This window comes from Roseofilum halophilum BLCC-M91, from assembly GCF_030068445.1.
Taxonomy (GTDB): Bacteria; Cyanobacteriota; Cyanobacteriia; order Cyanobacteriales; family Desertifilaceae; genus Roseofilum; species Roseofilum halophilum.
The window spans coordinates 1-20,513 of the sequence record NZ_JAQPOK010000037.1 but is presented as its reverse complement, the minus strand read 5'-3'; the positions used below and the strand labels follow the sequence as shown (position 1 = coordinate 20,513).

16 protein-coding genes and 2 pseudogenes are annotated in these 20,513 nt (G+C 47.8%); 9 read left to right on the top strand and 9 right to left on the bottom strand.

Going from position 1 to position 20,513, the window contains the following annotated elements; translation table 11 throughout:
• Positions 1–42 precede the first annotated feature (42 nt).
• Positions 43–1,524 carry a tetratricopeptide repeat protein gene (locus PJF56_RS04905; protein WP_283761527.1) on the top strand — a complete coding sequence of 494 codons (1,482 nt, stop codon included), beginning with the start codon at positions 43–45 and terminating at the stop codon, positions 1,522–1,524.
• A 45-nt stretch (positions 1,525–1,569) separates the two neighbouring features.
• Here PJF56_RS04905 and PJF56_RS04900 read toward each other — a convergent pair whose 3' ends face one another.
• Entirely contained in the window at positions 1,570–4,698 is a 3,129-nt protein-coding gene (locus PJF56_RS04900; RefSeq protein WP_283761526.1) for a hypothetical protein, read from the bottom strand.
• Between the two features lie 219 nt (positions 4,699–4,917).
• On the opposite strand from PJF56_RS04900, the gene PJF56_RS04895 reads away from it, so the two are divergent.
• Both PJF56_RS04895 and ppc read left to right on the top strand, forming a co-directional pair.
• Positions 4,918–5,160, top strand: coding sequence for a hypothetical protein (locus PJF56_RS04895; RefSeq protein WP_283761525.1), 243 nt, complete (start codon positions 4,918–4,920; stop codon positions 5,158–5,160).
• Between the two features lie 189 nt (positions 5,161–5,349).
• On the top strand, positions 5,350–8,457 hold the full coding sequence (ppc, locus tag PJF56_RS04890; RefSeq protein WP_283761524.1) for a phosphoenolpyruvate carboxylase: 3,108 nt from the start codon (positions 5,350–5,352) through the stop codon (positions 8,455–8,457).
• 495 nt (positions 8,458–8,952) lie between these two features.
• On the opposite strand, the gene PJF56_RS04885 is transcribed toward ppc, so the two are convergent.
• From PJF56_RS04885 to PJF56_RS04850, 8 genes are all read right to left on the bottom strand, one after another.
• Positions 8,953–10,077 (bottom strand): tetratricopeptide repeat protein, encoded by a 1,125-nt coding sequence (locus PJF56_RS04885; RefSeq protein WP_283761523.1) that lies wholly within the window; start codon positions 10,075–10,077, stop codon positions 8,953–8,955.
• Positions 10,078–10,284: 207 nt separating this feature from the next.
• Positions 10,285–11,106: an ATP-dependent sacrificial sulfur transferase LarE gene (gene larE / locus PJF56_RS04880; RefSeq protein WP_283761522.1), complete on the bottom strand. Its 822-nt coding sequence runs from the start codon at positions 11,104–11,106 to the stop codon at positions 10,285–10,287.
• Positions 11,107–11,164: 58 nt separating this feature from the next.
• Entirely contained in the window at positions 11,165–11,947 is a 783-nt protein-coding gene (locus tag PJF56_RS04875; protein ID WP_283761521.1) for an ABC transporter permease, read from the bottom strand.
• A gap of 30 nt (positions 11,948–11,977) precedes the next feature.
• Positions 11,978–12,532 (bottom strand): DUF5357 family protein, encoded by a 555-nt coding sequence (locus PJF56_RS04870; RefSeq protein ID WP_283761520.1) that lies wholly within the window; start codon positions 12,530–12,532, stop codon positions 11,978–11,980.
• Positions 12,529–13,059: a filament integrity protein FraC gene (gene fraC, locus PJF56_RS04865; protein ID WP_283761519.1), complete on the bottom strand. Its 531-nt coding sequence runs from the start codon at positions 13,057–13,059 to the stop codon at positions 12,529–12,531. The genes PJF56_RS04870 and fraC overlap by 4 nt, the downstream gene beginning before the upstream one ends.
• Positions 13,060–13,144: 85 nt before the next feature.
• Positions 13,145–13,906 (bottom strand): PspA/IM30 family protein, encoded by a 762-nt coding sequence (locus PJF56_RS04860; RefSeq protein ID WP_283761518.1) that lies wholly within the window; start codon positions 13,904–13,906, stop codon positions 13,145–13,147.
• A 135-nt stretch (positions 13,907–14,041) separates the two neighbouring features.
• Entirely contained in the window at positions 14,042–14,782 is a 741-nt protein-coding gene (locus PJF56_RS04855) for a PspA/IM30 family protein (RefSeq protein ID WP_283761517.1), read from the bottom strand.
• Positions 14,779–16,152, bottom strand: coding sequence for a hypothetical protein (locus tag PJF56_RS04850; protein WP_283761516.1), 1,374 nt, complete (start codon positions 16,150–16,152; stop codon positions 14,779–14,781). The genes PJF56_RS04855 and PJF56_RS04850 overlap by 4 nt, the downstream gene beginning before the upstream one ends.
• Before the next feature lie 456 nt (positions 16,153–16,608).
• Here PJF56_RS04850 and PJF56_RS04845 point away from each other — a divergent pair, with 456 nt between their 5' ends.
• The 6 genes and pseudogenes from PJF56_RS04845 to PJF56_RS04820 form a co-directional block, all read left to right on the top strand.
• A complete protein-coding gene (locus tag PJF56_RS04845) occupies positions 16,609–16,908 on the top strand; it encodes a hypothetical protein (protein WP_283761515.1) in 300 nt (99 codons plus the stop codon).
• Between the two features lie 198 nt (positions 16,909–17,106).
• A complete protein-coding gene (locus PJF56_RS04840) occupies positions 17,107–17,529 on the top strand; it encodes a hypothetical protein (RefSeq protein ID WP_283761514.1) in 423 nt (140 codons plus the stop codon).
• Positions 17,529–18,944: a bifunctional orotidine-5'-phosphate decarboxylase/orotate phosphoribosyltransferase gene (locus PJF56_RS04835; RefSeq protein ID WP_347179442.1), complete on the top strand. Its 1,416-nt coding sequence runs from the start codon at positions 17,529–17,531 to the stop codon at positions 18,942–18,944. The genes PJF56_RS04840 and PJF56_RS04835 overlap by 1 nt, the downstream gene beginning before the upstream one ends.
• A 59-nt stretch (positions 18,945–19,003) precedes the next feature.
• Entirely contained in the window at positions 19,004–19,474 is a 471-nt protein-coding gene (locus tag PJF56_RS04830) for a tetratricopeptide repeat protein (RefSeq protein WP_283761512.1), read from the top strand.
• 25 nt (positions 19,475–19,499) lie between these two features.
• A pseudogene (locus PJF56_RS04825) lies at positions 19,500–20,054 on the top strand (Uma2 family endonuclease); the annotation flags it as partial.
• Between the two features lie 4 nt (positions 20,055–20,058).
• Positions 20,059–20,322: pseudogene (locus PJF56_RS04820) on the top strand (transposase); the annotation flags it as partial.
• Positions 20,323–20,513 lie beyond the last annotated feature (191 nt).

Genomic DNA, 20,513 nt, shown 5'->3' with positions numbered 1-20,513 from the left:
TGGGAAAATTTTTAATTTTTAATTTTTAATTTTTAATTGATCATGCCTCGTCCCCAATATCGGAACCCGAAACGTAAAGCTTGTGCTGAGGTGCTAGTCGCTGCTTTGTTGTGTGCAGTGAATGATCGGGGATTTCGTTCATCTGGGGAAGGAGTGCTATTAAGGACTCAGGATTACGGAATTTTTGTGCGGGGGACTCCTGCGGCGCTGTTGGCTTTGATTGAGTTGTATCGTCAGCAGGGTAATTTTCCGGCGAAAAAGGGGAGTATGACGCTGTTTTGCCAGTTGGGTTCAGCGAAAATGCAGAAGGAATGGTTGCGGGATACGCTGACGGATATGGGAAAGGAGCGCTTGGGGTTTACGGATGAGCAGGGGAGAGGTCAACGGAGTTCGCCAATTCGTCAGTTTAGTCTCAGGTTGCACTATGCACCGACGGAAATTAAGGATAATTTGAGGTGGTTGTTTGCGACGGGTGGGGAGTGGGATAGACGCGCTCAAGAGCAGTCTAGGGTGAGTAAACCTGAGCCGGTTAATCCTCTGGTGCGAGAGACACAGCAGAAGCTTTTAGAGTATTTGTATGAGGCGATTAAGCTGTTTCCGAGTGATTTGAGTGAGTTTACGCCCTCCCATTGTGAAAGTATTGCTCCTTTTGTGCAAATTATGGCTTCTGCTCTGGATCAAGATGGGGTTTTAGATGAGATGATTGAGCCGATACTAATGCTGAATCTGGGTAAGTTTTATTTGGCGACCAATGAGTTGGATTTGGCTTTTCCTCGGTTTGAAGCTTGTGTGCAGTCGGGAGGACTCACAGGGGCGAATGGGTGTCATTATTTGGGGGTGTGGTATATGCGGCGTGAGGATTACTCAAAGGCGGAATATTATTATTTACAGGCGTTGCAGGGTCGAGCATCCATTGGGAGCGATAATGCGACTCATCGCTGGCGCGATAATGCGACCCATCGCTGGCGCGATCGCCACCCCGATCTGGGTGCAACTTACCATTGTCTGGCATTGCTTTATATCTACCAAAATCAGTACACTTTAGCCACGGAGCATTTACAAACCGCCCTGGATCTCTGGCAAGATCGCCCATTTTCCTTGGCTCGTGGCTTGCAGTTACAAGGGGAATTGTGCTTAAGACACCAAGATTTAAACGGTGCTAAAGATAACTTTAGTCGGGCGCTGGAACGAGCAGGAGAGCGCCAGGAAGACAATGCTATTCCCATTGCCGAATGTCTGCGAGGACTGGCGAAAATTAACGCTAAACAACGCCATTATGAAGCTGCCCGCGACTTGTGGCAGGAGGCTCTAGACTTAGCCAGTCGGTTTCGCTATCAGGAGCATCCCCTATACCCTTTGTTGATGGCAGATTTAGCGGCGGTGCATATGTTTTTGGGCGATCGCCCCACAGCACAGCAATTGTATGAAACAGCACACTCCAAGTCCAGAAACATCTATGGAGAACAGCATCAAGTGGCGATCGCCATTCTCCAGGATTACCATTCTCTCTTCCCTAAACCCTAATTATTCATTGTTAATTGTTAATTGTTAATTGTTAATTGTTAATTGTTAATTGTTAATTGTTAACTGTTCCCTCCAGTCAATTTCAGGAGTTTGAGCCAGTTCCGAGGCGATCGCCTCAGCACCATAACGATTAAGATGGCTAGGATCGGAAAAATAGTCATATTCTCCCCCAGACCAGAGCAAGATCCAATCTTGAACTTGTAAACCCCAGTCTTCTTGAGTGCGAAGATAGTCCTGAAACTCCGATTCAAATTCCATGCGGGCGGGATCTAAATAGACATCCGTTAAGGGCATATTCACGAATACCAAATTTACGCCCATTTCTTGGGTATAAGCCATGGTATTTTTCAGGGCTTCATCCTGTTCGCCCTCTAAACTAAAGGACTCATAATCGCGATCGTAGGCTCCAGAAACTTGAGGATGATGCTCATAGTAAGTGTTGGGATCGAAGCGAATGTTGAACGGCAGAAAGCCATCCGGATTGAGGATCGCCGGTTGGAGCATTTCTGGGTTCTCAACCAGGGAGGTTGGTGAAGTCTGTTCAGGGAGAAACTTGGAGAGGCTTTTCTGGATCTGACCATGGAGGCGATCGCGTTGGGGATACACCGCAGAGAGAGACCCCAAACCCGCTTCTAGCCAATCATTGGCTTGTTCATAGCTCTGGGTAATGGAAAAGCGCTCTAACCCCTGATTATTATCCTCAGAGGTCTGCGCTGAGGACTTCCCAGACCAAGGTGTACCATACTCCGGTCGGGTTAAGGTTTGCGCTTGTAACTGCTGATAGCCATCAGAAGCGGCGATCGCCTCATAGGTCAGATCCTCTCTACCACTATTAAACGCCCTTGTACCATCGGCCCAAATAATCACCTTCGGCAACTGCTCAGGAGTCAACAATTCCCGAATCACCCAATCCACCACCTTCGCCGTTGCCCCATTAATGCCAAAATTATAAATACTCACATCCTCATAGCCTTGAGCGGCTAAATCTTCTCCCAGTTGCTGCGGATCGATCCCTCGGAGAGCGCGGGATGAACCAATAATTAGCACATCGGGCGCACCCTGCTCTAACATCAAGGCATGATAGCGCCCCAAATGCTCATCAATCAGTTGATTATTAAACGTGGGATAGGGAGACGGGGGACTTAAACAGGAACTCTCAGCACACTCTTCTGATGTCTCCTTCTGATTCTCTAACCAACTCTCATCACTCGCATTGGCTGGATCTCCCCCTAAACCCAAATAGCCGGGAGCCATGGCAGCCTTGGAGGGATTAGGCCCCGCCAGTTGAGTTAATTTATACCCCAAAAACCAATCTATCTCTACAGTTAGCAATAGCCCCAGAGCTGACCACACCAGAGCAATCATCAATTGAGGAGTGAGGAGATCGCGCCACCGATAGGTCCCACGATCGCCCAAAATCGTTCCCGTTTCCTGCACGGGGATATAGGAAGAGAGGGCCCCAGAAATAGGTTCAGATTCAGTATTGGGGGCTAGGAGACCACTGCGAACCAACCCTTGTTGGAAGCGTTGCACTAAAGAGACTTTAGGACGAGGCTCAGTTGCTCTCACTGACTTCGTAAGTTCCGACTCTGGAGCCTTATTCTGGAGTGAAGCAGGTTGACGATCATCGGTAGCGATCGCTCTTTCCTGGGCAGAATTAGGAAGCAGATCGGAACTTGGGGAGACGGGAGACTCTCGCCAGCGATGGGGAGCCTGATCCAGGGCAATTAGATCGCCCACGTAGGCGCTACTAGCGGCAAATTCTGGCGGCGCTTCTGGAACCAATCGTTTTCTGGACTTAAAGTCAACGCCATAGTTCCAACGGGGCATTTTTTGACCCGCTCTGCGTCCATAAACCCGCACACCAGAAATACCCGGTATTTTCAGTTGACGCAGGAATTTGGACACTAAGGGCCCCACCTGCCGTTGGTTGGGACAAACCGGGGCATCACTCATCACATGCAAGAGGTCTTGCTTCAGGAGCAATTGAATACGAATACCGCCAGTGCTGAGTTGTTGCTCAATTTCCGGGTTGAGCAGGCGATTGAGGAGAAATTTCAGGGCCACTTGATGGCCCTTTTGGGCTAATTCTATGGTGGATGAACTGAGGTCGGTGTCGGTTTTGGCAGCAAGATCGAGCCAATCGACCCAAGCAGGGGTAGATTTATTGTTCAGGTGACCGTAAATGGTGACCGCGTGGATACCTTGGGGAGCGATCGCATCCAGGAGGGTTTGAATCTTGTGAGTCACCCGAGTCTGATCGGGAACCGTTGTTCCCCGACAAAAGAGATGTAGGGTCGATTCTTTGAGAATTGCCGAGATATGCAGTTGAGTTTCTGGGGCTAAAACTTGGTCAATCAGGCGATTGATCGCAGGCACATCTCCCCAGCGTGCCCATTGATGGAGCATCACCGAGCGAGGAGTCAGATCCACCAGCAACACCCAATCCGGGGAGGGTTCGCCATGGACTTGACAGGCGATCGCCGCATCTCGAAAGCCCGATAGCTCTAATTCCCGCAATTGCCCCGCAATTTTCGGCCCTAGGAGACTAGAATCGGGGCTATAGTTGCTGTAAATTCCCACATGGAGCCGCTTAAATGCAGTGTCAAGATGGTTGTGGCGTTTCAGGGTTTTCACCTTCACCTTGACTCCAATTCCCAGGGGACTGAGGCTTTCACTCAGATACCGGGCGATCGCATGGGGATTCCCTTCCGCCGCTAAATTCCGATTCGAGACCACCATCTCCCTAGGAGAACTACTCTTGACTCGAGCCGCTACCGCAGAGCCAGCCCCTGGTGGGGCGATCGCCTTTTCTGGGGAGGGTTGACCCTTTTCAGGGGGGCGATCGTTCGTCGAACCCTTAGCCAACGTACTGAGATCGAGTTGTTTCGTCCATTCTGGATAATTGGGCCCGCTCACTCGACCATAAATCCAGATTTGGTAAATGGGAGGCTGATCGGCTGGCAACACAGTCTCTAGAGCGGTTTCTGATAACCCTTCCTGTAAGCGCGATACTACCCAATCTGGTGACGGAGCATGGGGGGCGCTCTCACAGAGGATATGGAGAATATTACCCCGTACTCGGACTTTCACCTTTCCCCCTTCTGGGCCGATCCGGTCTTGGGCCCATTGGGAGACAGTTGTCCAATTCCCGATTGTGTGAGTAGAATTCATGGGCGGCATAGGGGAGATGACATCAAGGGGGCGTGGGAAGATTTATAGCGCTGTGCGCTAGGCAAAGGGCAAAAGGCAAAGGGATAAAAATTACTAGGCGTATAGAGATCGACCCCCATACGCTAGATATCGCCTATTGTGCAATTTTCCAGTCGCGACTAGACTTGGCCATTAGATCCTTGGATATCCCATTACTTTATATCGCTTAACAAAAAGAATATGCAACCTTCTGCTCCCCTTGACTCCGATCAAGACTCCTCCCCTGTCTTCCCTCAAGCCGGGTTATCTATGGTGTTAAGTTTATCGACCGTGCCGGTTGTGCTTGGAGTTTTGGCGCTCAAGCATATGGGCCAATTCTGGCAAAGCGTCGGTCAAGAATCAGAAGAAATTTTTCGCGGCGATCGCCTGCCCTTGCTCGCCGAGCCTCCCCAGAGTTCCCCAAACTCCAATCCTCAAACTTAAAAAACTAAACGACTCAGAGTCGAAAAAAACTGTTCATTATGGACGGTTTGTTCCCCCTATCCCCTTGACAATCAAAACCAGACCAACCACCCCCAGATATTGATCCCATATCATAGATCAATCCCCCTCCCATTAAAGCAACCTTCACCCCCTAGAATGGTTGAGTACCAATAGCTGGATAAGAATTCGATGAGTTCAACACTTCACCCCTCAAACCCTAGCTTTAGTTCCTTATCGGTTAATGGTTCGCCCTCCTCCTCCGATGAAGTCGTGGCGAGTCTAACCTCCGAGTTGCTTTTGCGTCACCGTCTCAAATTAGTCGAACAGTTGTGGGAGTCGGTTCTCGAACAAGAATGTGGCAGTGAACTGATCGCCTTAATTAAGGAAATGCGTAGCCTCTGTTCTCCAGAAGGTCAAGCCCCTAATGTGGTTAACCCTCAAACCCAATCCTTAATTGAAAATTTAGATCTCAATGCCTCTATCCGAGCCACTAGAGCCTTTGCCCTCTATTTCCAGCTCATTAATATCGTTGAACAACACTATGAGCAAAGGGGACAACAACAGCAATATTGGGATACTCCTGCGGGCGCTGTCGAGTCTTTGGCTGATGGCGATGAAGAAAAACCTGAGCGATCGACCCCAGAACACATTAAACCGAAACCCTGGAGTGGAAATCTCAGTAAAATCCGTCGCGATCTAGGTGCATTTCATGCCCTATTTCCGAAATTAAAAGAACTCAATGTGCCCCCCGGACAGATTCAAGCGTTAATTAATCAACTCGATATTCGCTTAGTCTTTACCGCCCATCCCACGGAAATTGTCCGCCATACCATTCGCGATAAGCAACGGCGGATTGCCAAATTGCTGCAACAACTAGATCAGTGGGAAGAAGGACTGGTTGCCACCAAGGGCAACTCTACCCCCATCCCTTCAGCCGTAGTCAACAAAATTAATGAAAAAACAGAACAACTGCGGCAAGAAATTCGCCTCTGGTGGCGTACTGATGAGTTGCATCAATTTAAGCCTAGGGTATTAGATGAAGTCGATTATACCCTTCACTATTTTGAAGAAGTTCTCTTTGATGCCATTCCCAAACTCTATCAGCGATTAAAACAAGCCCTCCATGGGACGTTCCCTTCCTTAACTCCCCCCCGATATAACTTTTGTACCTTTGGATCGTGGGTGGGATCTGACCGGGATGGCAATCCCTCCGTTACCCCTTCAGTCACCTGGCAAACCGCTTGCTATCAGAGAAATTTGGTATTGGAGAAGTATATTCATTCGATCAAACACCTGATTAATGTACTGAGTTTGTCCTTGCACTGGAGCGATGTGTTACCGGAGTTGTTAGAATCTTTGGAACAAGACCAGCAGCAACTTCCCATCGTTTATGAGCAATTGGCGATCCGCTATCGGCAGGAACCCTATCGTCTCAAGCTCTCGTATATTCTCAAACGCTTAGAAGAAACCCGCGATCGCAACCTGCAATCAGAAATCCAAGTAACCCATCGGCCCATGATCGGTCAAGATGGTAAACCCAAGTTTCCTGAAAGTAATGTCACCACCCACAGCTATCTATCAAGCGATAAATTCTTAGCAGAACTGCAATTAATTCATCGCTCTTTAACCGAAACCGGTTTCTATTGTCGGGAACTCGAAGATCTGATTTGCCAAGTAGAAATCTATGGGTTTAATCTGGCCCATCTGGATATTCGTCAAGAAAGCTCCCGCCATAGTAGCGCCTTGAACGAAATTAGCCAATACTTGCGGCTTCTACCCAAACCCTATGATGAGCTGACAGAAGAAGAACGGGTGAAATGGTTAGGGACAGAACTGCAAACCTTGCGCCCCCTGATTCCCGGAGAATTACCCTTCTCAGAAAGTACCTGCGAAACCATCGACACCCTACGCATGGTGCGTCAACTGCAACAGGAGTTTGGCCAGGGAATCTGTCAAACCTACATCATTAGCATGAGCAATGATGTTAGCGATATCCTCGAAGTGCTGCTGTTGGCCAAAGAAGCAGGACTCTACGATCCGGCCACAGGCATCAGTAATTTACAAGTGGTTCCCCTGTTTGAGACCGTCGAAGACCTCAAACGAGCGCCAACGGTGATGAAATCCCTGTTTGAGTTAATGCCCTATCGGGCTTCGATTACCGGGGGATATGAAGCCTTAAAGTTGGAAAAACCCGCCTTGCAAGAAATCATGCTCGGTTATTCTGATAGTAATAAAGATTCGGGTTTCTTAAGTAGTAACTGGGAAATTCATAAGGCACAGAAAGCCCTAGAAGAAGTTGCCTCACCCTTTGGGGTAGAACTGCGGATTTTCCATGGTCGGGGAGGTTCGGTCGGTCGAGGGGGCGGGCCAGCCTATGAAGCGATTTTAGCTCAACCGAGCCGGAGTATTAATGGGCGCATTAAAATTACAGAGCAGGGAGAAGTGTTAGCCTCCAAGTATTCCTTACCGGAGTTAGCTCTGTATAACCTGGAAACTATTACCTCAGCAGTGGTGCAAGCAGGGGTACTCGGCAGTGGTTTTGATGATATTGACCCCTGGAATGAGATTATGGAAGAATTGGCGATTAAGGCGCGATCGCACTACCGCGCTCTGATCTACGAACAACCCGATTTTATCGACTTCTTCCACTACGCCACCCCCATTCAGGAAATTAGCCAACTGCAAATTAGCTCCCGTCCCGCTCGTCGCGGAGGTGGGAAAAAGAAAGGCCTTTCCGGACTGCGAGCCATTCCTTGGGTGTTTAGCTGGACTCAGGCTCGCTATTTACTGCCGAGTTGGTATGGGGTAGGCACGGCTCTACAGGACTTTATCGATCAGGAACCGGAAGAACATCTGAAACTGCTGCAATATTTCTATTACAAATGGCCCTTCTTCAAGATGGTGGTCTCGAAAGTAGAAATGACCCTTTCTAAGGTGGATCTGCATATTTCCCGGCACTACTTGGAACAACTCTGTCCCCAAGAGGAGTTCGGACGACTCGAACAGGTGTTTGACCAAATTAAACAGGAGTTCCATCGGACTTCTGAAGTGATTCTGGCGATTACGAGCCATGAAAGGCTTCTGGATGGAGACCCTACCCTTCAGCGATCGGTTCAGTTACGCAATGGTACGATTATTCCCTTAGGCATGTTACAAGTCTCTCTGTTAAGCCGCCTGCGTCAACATAATAGTGGCAGTTCCTCTGGCGTAATTTCTCGCTATAGTAAGGGCGAATTACTGCGGGGCGCTCTGCTCACCATTAACGGTATTGCTGCGGGAATGCGAAATACCGGTTGATTTTTGTGCGTCGATCTTTGTGCAAGGAGAGAGAAAAACCTCAATTAAATATCTAGGGAGCAAGATGCTCCCACTCCAAATTAAATATCTAGGGAGCAAGATGCTCCCACTCCAAATTAAATATCTAGGGAGCAAGATGCTCCCACTCCAAATTAAATATCTAGGGAGCAAGATGCTCCCACTCCAGTAAGATCAACCAATTCCAGGAGTGCGGGCATCTTGCCCGCTTCTTTTTTCTCCAGTAAGATCAACCAATTCCAGGAGTGCGGGCATCTTGCCCGCTTCTTTTTTCCCATTAACCGGACTTGATCTTACAGCGTTTTTCGATGTTATGAGGTACAGTAATCGAAATGTTCCTTGAGAATGTTGTCCCATGAAAAGCCTGAAGAATGGGCACGCATAGCGTAAAAAATGGTTTTCCCTTCTGCCCATTACCCATTACCCTTCTGCCGCGCGAAGCGCTGTAATTAGTTGCCAACTTAAAGAGAAATGGTATTACTGTTGCTCAACCTTTGGGCGAAAGAAAACTAAGCCACTATAAAGGGCAAAGGCGCGATCCCAATCGGTTTCTGCTCTGCGGAAAATGTCAATATGGGGGCGAATTTCCCCAAACAGATCCCTAGAATCTGCCACAATTTTAGCTTCCTGTAAGACCGTTTCCCCAAAAGGGGTGAACTCTGACCAAAGGGGAGTCTGGGGCAGGTATTTAACCATCACTTGCATTAAGCTATTCCACTGAAGACGGGCAGTCAATTGAGAGCGGGGAGTCTCTGGGGGAATAATGCCCACACTACGATGAAATTCAAAGGAGCGATCGCAAAACCGTAAGAGAGAATTTCTCTGGGGAAGATGTAAATCGCACAGATAGACATAATCCTGGGTACGTTCTACCCTCTCTGGTTTTCCTTTACCATCCAACATCACCACCGATTCAAAGATGGGTAACTTCCCTGTTACGCGCTGTGCCACTTCTGACCAGTCAAAAGTGAAGGTTCCCAACTGATTCGACTCATCATGGCACATGATACTCACTCTTTTTCCCAGTTCGGAAATCGACTGTACCCGAAACACCCGGATCTGTTCAATTTGCTCTAAATTCACCCAAAAGGCGGGAATTCCCACCGATCGCAATTCTTGCCCATAAACCCCCAACTCACCAATATTACCCGTGCGATGTAAACGCCAGAACCGTCCAGGGAGTTGCCGTTGGGCACTATAGGAATCTAGGTTCATGATCCGGGCAAATTCTTGGGCAGCCCCTTTACGCGCTTCTCCAACAACCGGTTCTACAATTAATAAGCCCGGCTTCGCTTGGTTGGGATCTTTTGTCGCTTGGGCGATCGCCTGTTGCCGTTTTTGCTGTTCTTGAGTCTCTTTTTGGCTTTGTAGGCGTTGCAGTCCCGAACGAGCTTGAGCAACAATTTTCGGATGTTCCGCTTGCCGCAATAATTGCCGGTAAACGGGTTCAGCTAAGTCCGGTTTCCCCCGTTCCTCATATAATCGTCCAGCATACAGCCGCCCCCAAGGATTTTGGGGTTCTTTTTGCAAGAAATTCTTCAGCAAATTCTGGGCTGTACGATAATCCTTACGTTCAAAGGCTTTAGCAATTTGATCGAGCATTGAAAATTAGGGAATGGGGAATAGGGAATGCCCTTCGACTTCGCTCACCCTTCGACTTCGCTCAGGGGGAGGGGAATAGGGAGTGCGAGCGTCTCGCTCGCTACAAGTCAAAAACGAGCTATAACACTACCGATTTAAACTTAAATTTAAAGCCAACAGCGAGCAAGATGCTCGCACTACTACTGGCTGTAACTCATTTTAGCCCAGTTACACCCTAGCCACCTCCCCTAAAACACGATTGAGTTTGCCACTGACATAGCCTTCTAAGTCTAGGGTGACATAGAGAAAGCCAAAGCTCTGAAACTGTTGCACCAGTGCCGGTAAATCAGTGGAAAGAACAAAGGATTGAATCTGTTCTGGGGGGAGTTCAATTCTGGCGGTTTCTCCTTCAGAGCGCACCCGCACCTGAGTTAAGCCCAGTTGCCGTAAATAGCGCTCGGCTCGCCCCACCCGTTGTAATTTAGAGAGGGTAATTTCTTCGCCGTAGGGAAAGCGGGAACTCAGACAGGGTTGAGCCGGTTTATCCCACCAGGGGAGTTCTAGGATTTTGGAGAGTTCGCGAACCTCGGCTTTGGTTACGCCAACTTCGGCTAACGGCGATCTAGCTCCCCGCTCTTTCGCGGCTTGAATTCCGGGGCGATAATCGTGTAAATCATCCCCATTTACCCCATCAATCACATAGGGATAGCCCCAGGCTTGGGCGAGGGGTTTGAGGGTATCATGGAGTTCACTTTTACAAAAATAGCAGCGATTGACGGGATTAGACGTATAGTTGGGATTGTCCATTTCGTGGGTTTGCACAATCTTATGGGTAATCCCGATCGCCGCCGCCTGTACTTTAGCATCCTCTAAATCGTCCGGTAACAGGGACGGAGACTCAGCAGTAACGGCTAGGGCGCGATCGCCCAATTGATCATAAGCAATTTTCGCCACCAAGGTACTATCAATTCCCCCAGAATAGGCAATCAGCGCCCGATCCATTTGCGTAAATAAAGTTTGTAGGCGGTTGAGTTTTTCCCTGATATCCATGTTCTGTTTAATTTACCCTTGTCTGATAGAACGATCCTAAAATATTGTAACTGGGATCTCAAAACTCCCGTTGGGCTAAAATAATTGTGGCTAAAGCTAACAATGCCATGGTGTAGACGATACCATATCCCGCATTAGTGGTTAGGGTTACAGCATCGGGTAAGGAGTTCATCCCATACACCGCTAAGTTTTTCACATCTAAGCGCGATAGATCGGGCACAATCACAAACAAGACTTGGCTCAGACGAGAAAACATGGGATTTTCCACTAAGGCATTGAGTTTCACCATGTCGGCGCTTAAGTTGCCCATGAAATAAATGCCAAAGGTGAGAAATAGGGCAACTAAGGAACGGGTAAAGACTCCAAATAAAATCGCGGCGGCTGTAATTAAGGAGAGCTTCAAAACCAAGAATAGGGCAGAAAGAATCAGGGCAGTTAAGGACGGATAGCTGGTTTGATTCAGGCTTAAAATCCCTAGATAAATGGCCATCATGCCAGCGACTAAGACGCTTATAACTGCTGTCACTCCTAGAAATTTTCCCACGATTAGTTCTGAGATATTCAGGGGTTTAGCAATCAGTAAATAGATGGTGCGCTGGTCAATTTCTTTGTTAATTAAGCCGGTACTGATAAACACTGTTACTGCTACGCCTAGAATCTCCATCAATCCTAAACCCACATCCAGGAGAATTTTATCTTCTACGGTAGAAGCGACTTCCCGAATGATGGGAATCATAAACACGACTATGATGGCGAACAAGCCCAGCACATAGAGAATGCGATCGCGGATGGTTTCGGCAAACACATTATTGGCAATCACCCTGAGTCGATCCAAATTCATGAGTTTATCTAAAGGAGTCAAGAATCAGCGTCAATCCGATCGGAATCGGAGATTATCTAGACTTAATTTTATCACGAATAGGCTCTCTTCCATGTCCTGGTTTACTAATTTAGGATGATCGCTCACCCATTCATCAATCATAAAGTATGAGTAAATCCAGCAACTGATGAGTAAACCACTCAGTAAAATTATAATATTTTTTTGTAATTGTAATCTGTCTTTCTCTAAGGGTTTTCGCAATAAATCAGGTAAAATCTGTGTGATGGCAACTACTTCAGGATAACTCACCCACAACACTTTTTGGGCAAATTGATTCAGTTTGAGACTGACGATCGCGCAAAAGACAAACCCAACAATGATAGGTTTTAAGTCAATCCAGAAGTAGCGCAAGGAATATTGGTTCAGAATCACCCATAAGGCATAGATTAAACAGAGGAATCCACAGAGGGCTAAGATTTCTTTTTGTTGGGTGTTGGGGTTCACAGCCGCGATCATCCAAAAGAAAAAACTGGTTATAAATAGGATTTGCCAGAGGGTAGGAGGTCGGGAAAAAAGAGTCTCAAAGAGTTGGATTAAATTTTTCATAAACCGATCAAAAAAGGTTCGATCTTAAATTTAATAAATTGAATCAAGATAATGATTAATATCGCGCTATTGCTGATCAAGTGGGCATTGAATATCGTTCGGGAAATGGCTTTTTCGATGAAGGATTCACTGGCGGCAGCGTTAAAACCTCCTTCTCCATGTTTTTGTTCTACCCAAATTTTGCGAATTGTTCGTAAAATAGCTATTCCTTGTCGTTTGACAAACCAACCAATCAGAAAGGCACTAATGATGGCGAGCAGCGTCCAGGATAAACTGGATTGATCCCAGTGGTTCAAGAGGAGTAGATGAATTAAACTTTTTCTAATTCGATCGGGGAGTAGGATTTCTAGATTAAAGAATAAGAACCAACCAATCAGATTGGCTAGTAGATTGAGTGTAGCGGCGTAAAAAATACTGAAACGGCGCTGGAGTTGAAGTTGAGTGTGGAGGAGATAGGATTCAATGGCGATCGCCACCCATAAGAATAGCATCTGTAAGGCGATCGCCCGTAAGGGAAGGATAAGCACTATCGTCTCCATCACATCATCAGGTTTGAACCAGGGGCAATTAACCGAATTAATTGCCCATTACGATCGCCCACCCGCCGTTATCCTAGCTCTTATCGAGTTCCCGGCGTAGTTGTTCCAAGTCATCTTCGACTTCTGGAGTCGAGCTACTGGAACTGCTCCCTTCCGGAAGAGCGCCTTGATTCGGGGATGCACCGCTTAACTGGGCTTTCATGGCAGCGAGTTCATCATCCACATCGCTGCCTTCTAAAGCCGCAAATTGTTCTTCAACCCCGGTTCCGCCAATTTCATAGGCTGCCTGGCTTCTAGCTTCCATTTGCAGCACTTTTTCTTCCATACGGTCAAACGCAGCTAGGGAACTACTGGTTCCCATATTCGAGACCGTATTTTGCAAGTTTTCTTGAGCTTTGGCGGCACTCAGCCGCGCTTTGAGCATATCTTTCTTGGTTTTGGCCTCAGAAATCTTGCTCTCTAGCTGCATTAAGTTTTTCTTCAGAGTGTCTACCTGGGCGATTTGCTGGTCTAAAGAAACTTTAATGGTATTGGCGCTTTCCACCTGAGCTTTTTTACGCTGCAAAGCTTCCCGTGCTAGATTTTCGTCGCCCTTCTGTAGAGCCAGTTGTGCCCGTTGTTGCCATTTGTTGGCTTCATTTTGGGCGGTATTAAATTGTTGCTGGCTTTTCTTTTGGCTGGCGATCGCACTAGCTACAGCTTGCCGGAGTTGTACTAGATCTTCTTGCATGTCAATAATGGACTGCTCTAGTATCTTCTCCGGGTCTTCTGCCTTGCTGACGAGATCGTTAACATTGGCTCTCAGAACTCGGCTGATCCGGTCAAATAATCCCATAGTTCTAATTCTGCTTTCCTATCAGGGTCTATATACAAATTATAGTTGAGTGTCAAGGGCAATAGGAAGTAGGAAGTGGGGAATGGGGGGATGGGGGGACACGGAGATGACCCATTACCTATTACCTATTACCCATTACCCATTACCCAGTTCATTGAGTCGCGATCGCAGTTCCTCTAACTCCCGATCGTACTCCGATTGGCTTCTGGGCCCCTGGCTTTCCAGTTGGGTTTTAATCGCCGTTAGTTCCTCCTCCACTGAAGCCTCCTCTGTTGATTCTAAAGCCTGGAACTCTCTTTCCACAGCATCTCCTCCCCATTGGGCCAGTTCCGCTTGAGCTTCGAGTTGTTGTACCCTATTTTCCATCCGCTCTAACGCTGCACCTGTCCCCGTAGGATTCAATTGATTCATCACTTGGTGCAACTGTTCGGAGGTTTTGGCCGCACGGGCGCGGGCAATATAGAGGTCTTTCTTGGCTTTAGCTTCCGCTATTTTGCTCTCTAGGGTGTGTAAATCCTGCTTCAGACGATCCACCACAGCCCCTTGCTGTTGCAGGTGTTCCTGGAACAGCCGAGCCGTTTCTAGGTAAGGTTTGCGGCGGGTGAGGGCTTCTCTGGCCAGGGTTTCATCCCCTTTTTCTAGGGCGAGTTGGGCCCGTTTGTGCCAATCTTCGGCGCTCACTTGGGCTTGATGATATTGTCGCTCTGTACGTTTTTGCACGGCGATCGCCTGAGCCACGGATTGTCGCAGACGCACCAAGTCATCTTGCAACTCTAAAATAGCCGTCTCTAGGAGCTTTTCCGGGTCTTGCCGTTGGGCAATCCAGTCATTAACATGGGCACGAACAGCACGAATTAGGCGATCTACAACACTCATAATCCCATCTCGGTTGACTCATAATCATAAATTTTGGCAGAAATTCCCTCAATCTTCAGTTCCTCGACCAACGCTTCAGCCATACCCAAATATTCAAATACGCCCAACTGCACATAAATGCCATCCTCAAAATTGCGTAAATAGGCATCGGGAACCAAGGCTTGAATTTTCGCCATCGTCTGACCATCCTCATAGTTGGCGACCACATAATAAGAGTTCGGATTTCCCGATTCTGGCACAGTCGCCACCGGTTCTGGCATCCATTCCTGCTCTGGAGGCATATCAACAGGAATAGGAATCGATCCCGCAAAGCCCTGGAGATAGCTTTGAGGGGGGACAGGTTCAGCAAAAGAGGGAGCCTCTGGGGGCACAATGGGAGCGGCTGCTTGTAACTGGGGCAACTCCGGAGGGTTGAGGGGGACGGTTTCCGTGGGAACTGTTCTAGGAGTTGGAGGAGGGGGTAAAGGCGCGGCGGCTTCTTCTACTGGGGCCCTTTCAGGTGCGGACGGTTGGGGTTGAGAAGACAAGACCGGTAAGCTCAACACTCGCATATTCAGCCCTGATGGGCGCTCTTCTTCCGCAGGGGTAGGGGGGAGGGGAGTGCGGTCTACCACAGGGGATGCCACGGGTGAAGGTTGGGGGGGTTGCTTGGGTTCGAGAATACTGAGACGATCTAGAGTTAGGCGATCGAATTCTGAGGTGGGACGGTGGCGAGATTGGGAAACCTCGGAAGGATTCCCCGGAGTTGGGGAGGGTTCGGGAGTGGTGGGATTCGGCTGTTGTAAGGGACTGTTGGGAAGCAAATGGCGAATGAGGGAAGGATTGAGGAAGATGACTCCGAAGGTAATACACAGCAAAATTAAGAGTAGGGTCGAGCCGATACCCAGGGGAGTGAACCAGGGGTTAAAGGCTGGCTGTGTAAGGGGAGTTTCCTCTTCCTCTTCTTCCTCTGCTAAACTTCTGAGCAGTTCTTCTGAAGATTCTAGGTAATCGTCTGGGGGGCTATCGGCTTCAAATCCGGTGTCGGGTTCGGCTAGATTTTGGTCAGCGAAGGAGGTGGAAAGGGCTGTCTCTAGTTCTGGATCGACGGATTGGGGGCTTGGAGGGGCTGGAGGGGCTGGCGATGCCGTCGGTTGGGGGCGCTCTGGAGGTACGGAGAAGTCTAAGGGTTTACTTTTGTTTCCTGGAGCGCTTGGCGTTAGAGCATAGCTTTTTAGGGTTGGAGGGTATCCCTGTCGATGTCGCCGGTAACGGGTTAATTCTTCCTCTAGGCTGACATTGAGACTGGTTAGAGCCGCTTGCAGGGGTAAGGAGATGGTATAGGTCTGGTGGGGTTGGGTGGCTGGTTTTCCAGGAAAACGGTTACTCATCGCCAAAGTCTCGCCTCTAGCTATTGGGTGAATCTGCTTATTTGAGCGTTGATTGTATCTTATTTTGATGCGTAATGATAGGGAGACTATTTTATTTTATTCACAAAGATTTAAATTACAGCCCTCTTTCTCTTCATTTCTTGTAGCGCTGACTACTTTTTGGCGATCGCTTTAATGGAAAGGTTAAGGGTCTCTTATTCAGTAGTTTTCTCACGCAGATGATACAGGCAGCGATCGAGATCAATACATGGGGCAAACTGGGCCGGTCTCCTTGATCCCCAATTGGTTTATCCCGGAAATTCCCCCTTATCCCTGAAAATGATGAGAGTGAAAATGGGGAATTCATGTCCAAATTTAAAGGAAACATAAAAAAATTATGAAGCTATTTTCATTTTCTAGAGAAGATAACTGAAAATGGAAGTGAAGCCGATGCCTGCTCCTGATTGAGGATTCCCCATGAACAACTCCAATTGTCAAACGTCCGCCTGTCGGTATTGCCGTCACTTTACTCCCGAAGGTCGGCGAGGGGGCAATTGCCAACAACTTGGCGTTCCTGTACGCGGTGGATGGAAAGCCTGTCCCTTAGCGATGCCTGCTTTTGCTCCTTCCTGGGAAAGCTTAGAATTTTGGCAGTATCAACCCTTAAGTGTGATTGAAGCTGATTCTAAGCCCTTAGAACCGGTTGCCCTCAAAGGGTCACGACCTAATTTGAGTGTGGTCGAAGATGATTTAGATCAAGGCCTAGCCTTGGCTTAGGTATAAAGAAACAACCGATAAGATTAACCCGTTTTTAAGATAAAAAGTTTAAGAAAAATCGAAAACCTTTTTACACCCCCTAGGGATAAGCCTAGGGGGTGATTATTTGCGGCCGATATTCCCTAGCAGAAAGCGCTGGATTGACTCGATCCGATAAAATAGGTTCAATCGATCGCCATATTTTCTGGATCGCTTATCATGTCTCCACCTATTGCTTATCTTGCCCAAAGTAAACTTTATCTCCAAAAGGCTGAGAATCAATTTCGGGAAATCAAGAGTGAATTTGGCCAATCAATCCAACGCCAGCGCTTGCAGGTTCAACGCCGGAATGCTTGGAAAGATAGGGGAATTCGTTCGATGATGATGTCTCCCCAAGCCATGGCTCAGTTGGAACAACAGGCGGAAGCGGTGGTTCCGGTGGCGATTACGAGTCTGTGTAATGCCGGAGAGGGAAAGTTATTTTATGCCCTAGAAGCAGGGGAGATGGGCGCTCTATTTCGATTCGATCCGAATGGCGATCGCGAAGAGCGATTATTTCATATCGAGCCAGCGATGAGTCGCATTATCGCTCGTCAAATTGAAGCGGTGAGGTTTCTGGAGCAAAGGGAGCGGGGAGAATGATGAGTTTTTGGCATAAGTATGAAGGGGCGATCGCCAAAACGGATAGTCTGCTCTACGGGAATCTCGATCCGGATTTGGAACGGTTCACAATTGAGGATTTAGAAGGGGATTTACAGCAGAAAATTGCCCACACTCAGGATCTCGTTTGTGCCTATAGGTTGAATCTTGGTGCTTATCAAGTTTTAGGTGCTGCGGGGATGACTTTGCTGCAATCGATCCGGCGATCGATTCCTGTTTCTATTCCGATTATTTTGGATGCCCAATATAGCGATTTAGAGACGAGTACCGCCTTTGCTCGGTTGGTGTTTGAAACTTGGCAAATGGATGGCTGTACGGTACTGCCCTATGCGGGTTTAGACCAAGTGGCTCCGTTCTTGATGTATGGCGATCGCCTGGTGTTTGTCCTCTGTTATACCGGAAATCCTTCCGGCTCCGTTCTCCAAGATTATCCCCATAGCGATACTCCTCTCTATCTCCATCTTGTGGAATCTGCCCAAAGTTGGGGAACGCCGGATCGAGTTGCCCTATCTTTAGGAGAAGTGATGCCGGATGTGTTGGCGCAAGTCCGTTTAGCGGCTCCAGAACGGTTGATTTTATTGACGGATTATGATAGTATATTCCCGGATGTAACAGAAATTTTAGATGCGGGTTTGAATGGCAGTGGGGATGGCTTATTACTGCCGATTCCTCCGGAAATCTTCGCAGAGGATAATCCTAGGGAGGCGATCGCCCATTTACGGGATAAAATTAATCAAGAACGACAACAAAAACTCGAAGGTCGTCCCACCTGCGATCTATGGGTTCCCGATGTTTGTTTCTTGGAGTCTACCCCCTATCGAGATTTAATCTTGCAACTCTATGATATTGGCTGCATTACTTTTGGCGATCACGTGCAAGCCTCCGGTCAAGTTTTGCCCTACTACATTGACCTAAGAAAAATTATTTCCTTACCGCAAATTTTCCATCAAATTGTCAGCGCCTATGCTGATATTTTGAAGACTTTAGAGTTTGAGCGCATTGCTGGAATTCCCTACGGAGCCTTACCGACAGCGACTGGGTTAGCCTTGCGCCTAGAACATCCGATGATTTATCCTCGCAAAGAGGTGAAAAATCATGGGGCAAAACGGTTGGTCGAAGGTCATTTTGAACCCGGAGAAAAAGTGGTGGTGATTGAGGATATTTTGATTACGGGACGCAGTGCCATGGAGGGAGCAGCAAAACTCAAGTCGGTGGGGTTAGAGGTTGAGGATATTGTGGTGTTTATCGATCATGAGCGGGGAGTGAAAGAGAAACTGAAAGAACAGGGCTATTGTGGCCATTCAGTTTTAACTTTATCGGAAATTGCCCAAACCCTGAAAGAAGGGGGACGAATTACAGGGGATCAGTTTGAGTCCTTGATGAGCGAACAGGCCTGAATTTTGCTCAAAACTCGAAAAGGGTAATACACTAGAAAGAAATACACTCGTAGAAAACCATGCGCGATCCAGAATTAGATGGTTTGCTATCCGATCTCCAGAGTGACTCCAAACCTGTGCGCGAACAAGCGATTCAGGAACTATGGCGGCGCTGGTTTAACCAGAAGGGAATGATGGGGTTCAAGCGACTGCAACAAGCTCAGAGAGTCTTGGAGACGGGCCAATTTGAGAGAGCAGAAGAGATGCTAACCGAAGTAATTCACGCTTGGCCGGATTTTGCAGAGGCTTGGAACCGTCGAGCCGTATTATATTATATGCGTCGGGAGTATTACAAGGCGATCGCCGATTGTGAGGAGGTGGTGCGCTTAAATCCGATTCATTTTGGGGCGCTGCATGGGTTAGGATTGTGTCATGCGGCTTTGGCTGAGTATCGGCAGGCGATCGGGGCGTTTCGTCAAGCTTCGGCGATTGTTCCCCATGCGATCGAAAACCAACGCCTCATCCTCGAATGTACAGCCCGCTTAAATTAAATGCTGATATCTGCGATCAGGAAGTATGGTAACTCTTAACCTCGATCCCATAATTAAACTCACCCCTGAGCAGTTTTATCAACTCTGTCAACAAAACCCAGAGATCAAACTCGAACGCAGTGCAACGGGAGAACTTCATCTCATGTCTCCTACCGGTGGCGAAACGGGCCGTGTGAATACTAAAATAAACCTGCAACTGGCCTTGTGGAATGAAGAAACCCAACTCGGTGAAGTGTTCGACTCTTCAACTGGGTTTCATTTACCCGATGGCAGCGATCGCTCTCCGGATGTCGCTTGGATCGCTAAAGAGCGTTGGCATAATCTTACCCCAGAACAGCGAGAAAGGTTTCTCCCCCTGTGTCCCGACTTTGCTATAGAAATTCTGTCTCCGAGCGATAGTTTGGCCAAAACTCAAGCTAAAATGCAGGAATACCTCGATAATGGTTGTCGTCTCGGTTGGTTGATTAACCGCAAACAGCGCCAAGTGGAAATTTACCGCCCCGGCCAACCCCCAGAGGTGCTAGAGGCTCCAACCAGTGTATCGGGTGGAGAGGTTCTGCGAGGTTTCTCTCTAGATTTGACTGCGATGGCAAATAGAACTGCTTTGGAAATTCTTGAAAATGCATTTAAAGTTAGACCAATTAATTACAAAAAACATCAATGGAATAGAGATTCAAATTACTGTATGTTTAATCGCATACTTGATATTGAAATTGATAAAAATACCAAAAGAATTTGGAGAAAAATCCTTAGATAAATTGAGATATTTACAGGCATGTATGTGTGGTCAAATAAGTTACAGCGCTTCGCGCTGTATCGTAGATCTTGACTATAAGCTTGCGCCATAGCGGTCCATCTGCTCATCTAGACATCATTTGAATAATATAGCGCTGCGCGCTATACCCCTCTTTTGTCACTCTAGGCAGAGGAAAATAAGAAATCAGGGTCAAGAGAGAGAGGAAAGAGAGCAAGACAAGCACGATTAATCAAGGAAATTAATCGTGGGAACCCCAAAGATAAGTGAGGGATAGGAAAGACC

Bases quoted from the DNA above. Each gene is read 5' to 3' on its own strand.
- PJF56_RS04895 (WP_283761525.1), top strand. From the start codon at position 4,918: ATGCAACCTTCTGCTCCCCTTGACTCCGATCAAGACTCCTCCCCTGTC.
- PJF56_RS04835 (WP_347179442.1), top strand. From the start codon at position 17,529: ATGAGTTTTTGGCATAAGTATGAAGGGGCGATCGCCAAAACGGATAGT.
- ppc (WP_283761524.1), top strand. From the start codon at position 5,350: ATGAGTTCAACACTTCACCCCTCAAACCCTAGCTTTAGTTCCTTATCG.
- PJF56_RS04875 (WP_283761521.1), bottom strand. From the start codon at position 11,947: ATGAATTTGGATCGACTCAGGGTGATTGCCAATAATGTGTTTGCCGAA.
- PJF56_RS04855 (WP_283761517.1), bottom strand. From the start codon at position 14,782: ATGAGTGTTGTAGATCGCCTAATTCGTGCTGTTCGTGCCCATGTTAAT.
- PJF56_RS04860 (WP_283761518.1), bottom strand. From the start codon at position 13,906: ATGGGATTATTTGACCGGATCAGCCGAGTTCTGAGAGCCAATGTTAAC.
- PJF56_RS04845 (WP_283761515.1), top strand. From the start codon at position 16,609: ATGAACAACTCCAATTGTCAAACGTCCGCCTGTCGGTATTGCCGTCAC.
- PJF56_RS04900 (WP_283761526.1), bottom strand. From the start codon at position 4,698: ATGAATTCTACTCACACAATCGGGAATTGGACAACTGTCTCCCAATGG.
- larE (WP_283761522.1), bottom strand. From the start codon at position 11,106: ATGGATATCAGGGAAAAACTCAACCGCCTACAAACTTTATTTACGCAA.
- PJF56_RS04905 (WP_283761527.1), top strand. From the start codon at position 43: ATGCCTCGTCCCCAATATCGGAACCCGAAACGTAAAGCTTGTGCTGAG.
- PJF56_RS04830 (WP_283761512.1), top strand. From the start codon at position 19,004: ATGCGCGATCCAGAATTAGATGGTTTGCTATCCGATCTCCAGAGTGAC.
- PJF56_RS04850 (WP_283761516.1), bottom strand. From the start codon at position 16,152: ATGAGTAACCGTTTTCCTGGAAAACCAGCCACCCAACCCCACCAGACC.
- PJF56_RS04840 (WP_283761514.1), top strand. From the start codon at position 17,107: ATGTCTCCACCTATTGCTTATCTTGCCCAAAGTAAACTTTATCTCCAA.
- PJF56_RS04885 (WP_283761523.1), bottom strand. From the start codon at position 10,077: ATGCTCGATCAAATTGCTAAAGCCTTTGAACGTAAGGATTATCGTACA.
- PJF56_RS04870 (WP_283761520.1), bottom strand. From the start codon at position 12,532: ATGAAAAATTTAATCCAACTCTTTGAGACTCTTTTTTCCCGACCTCCT.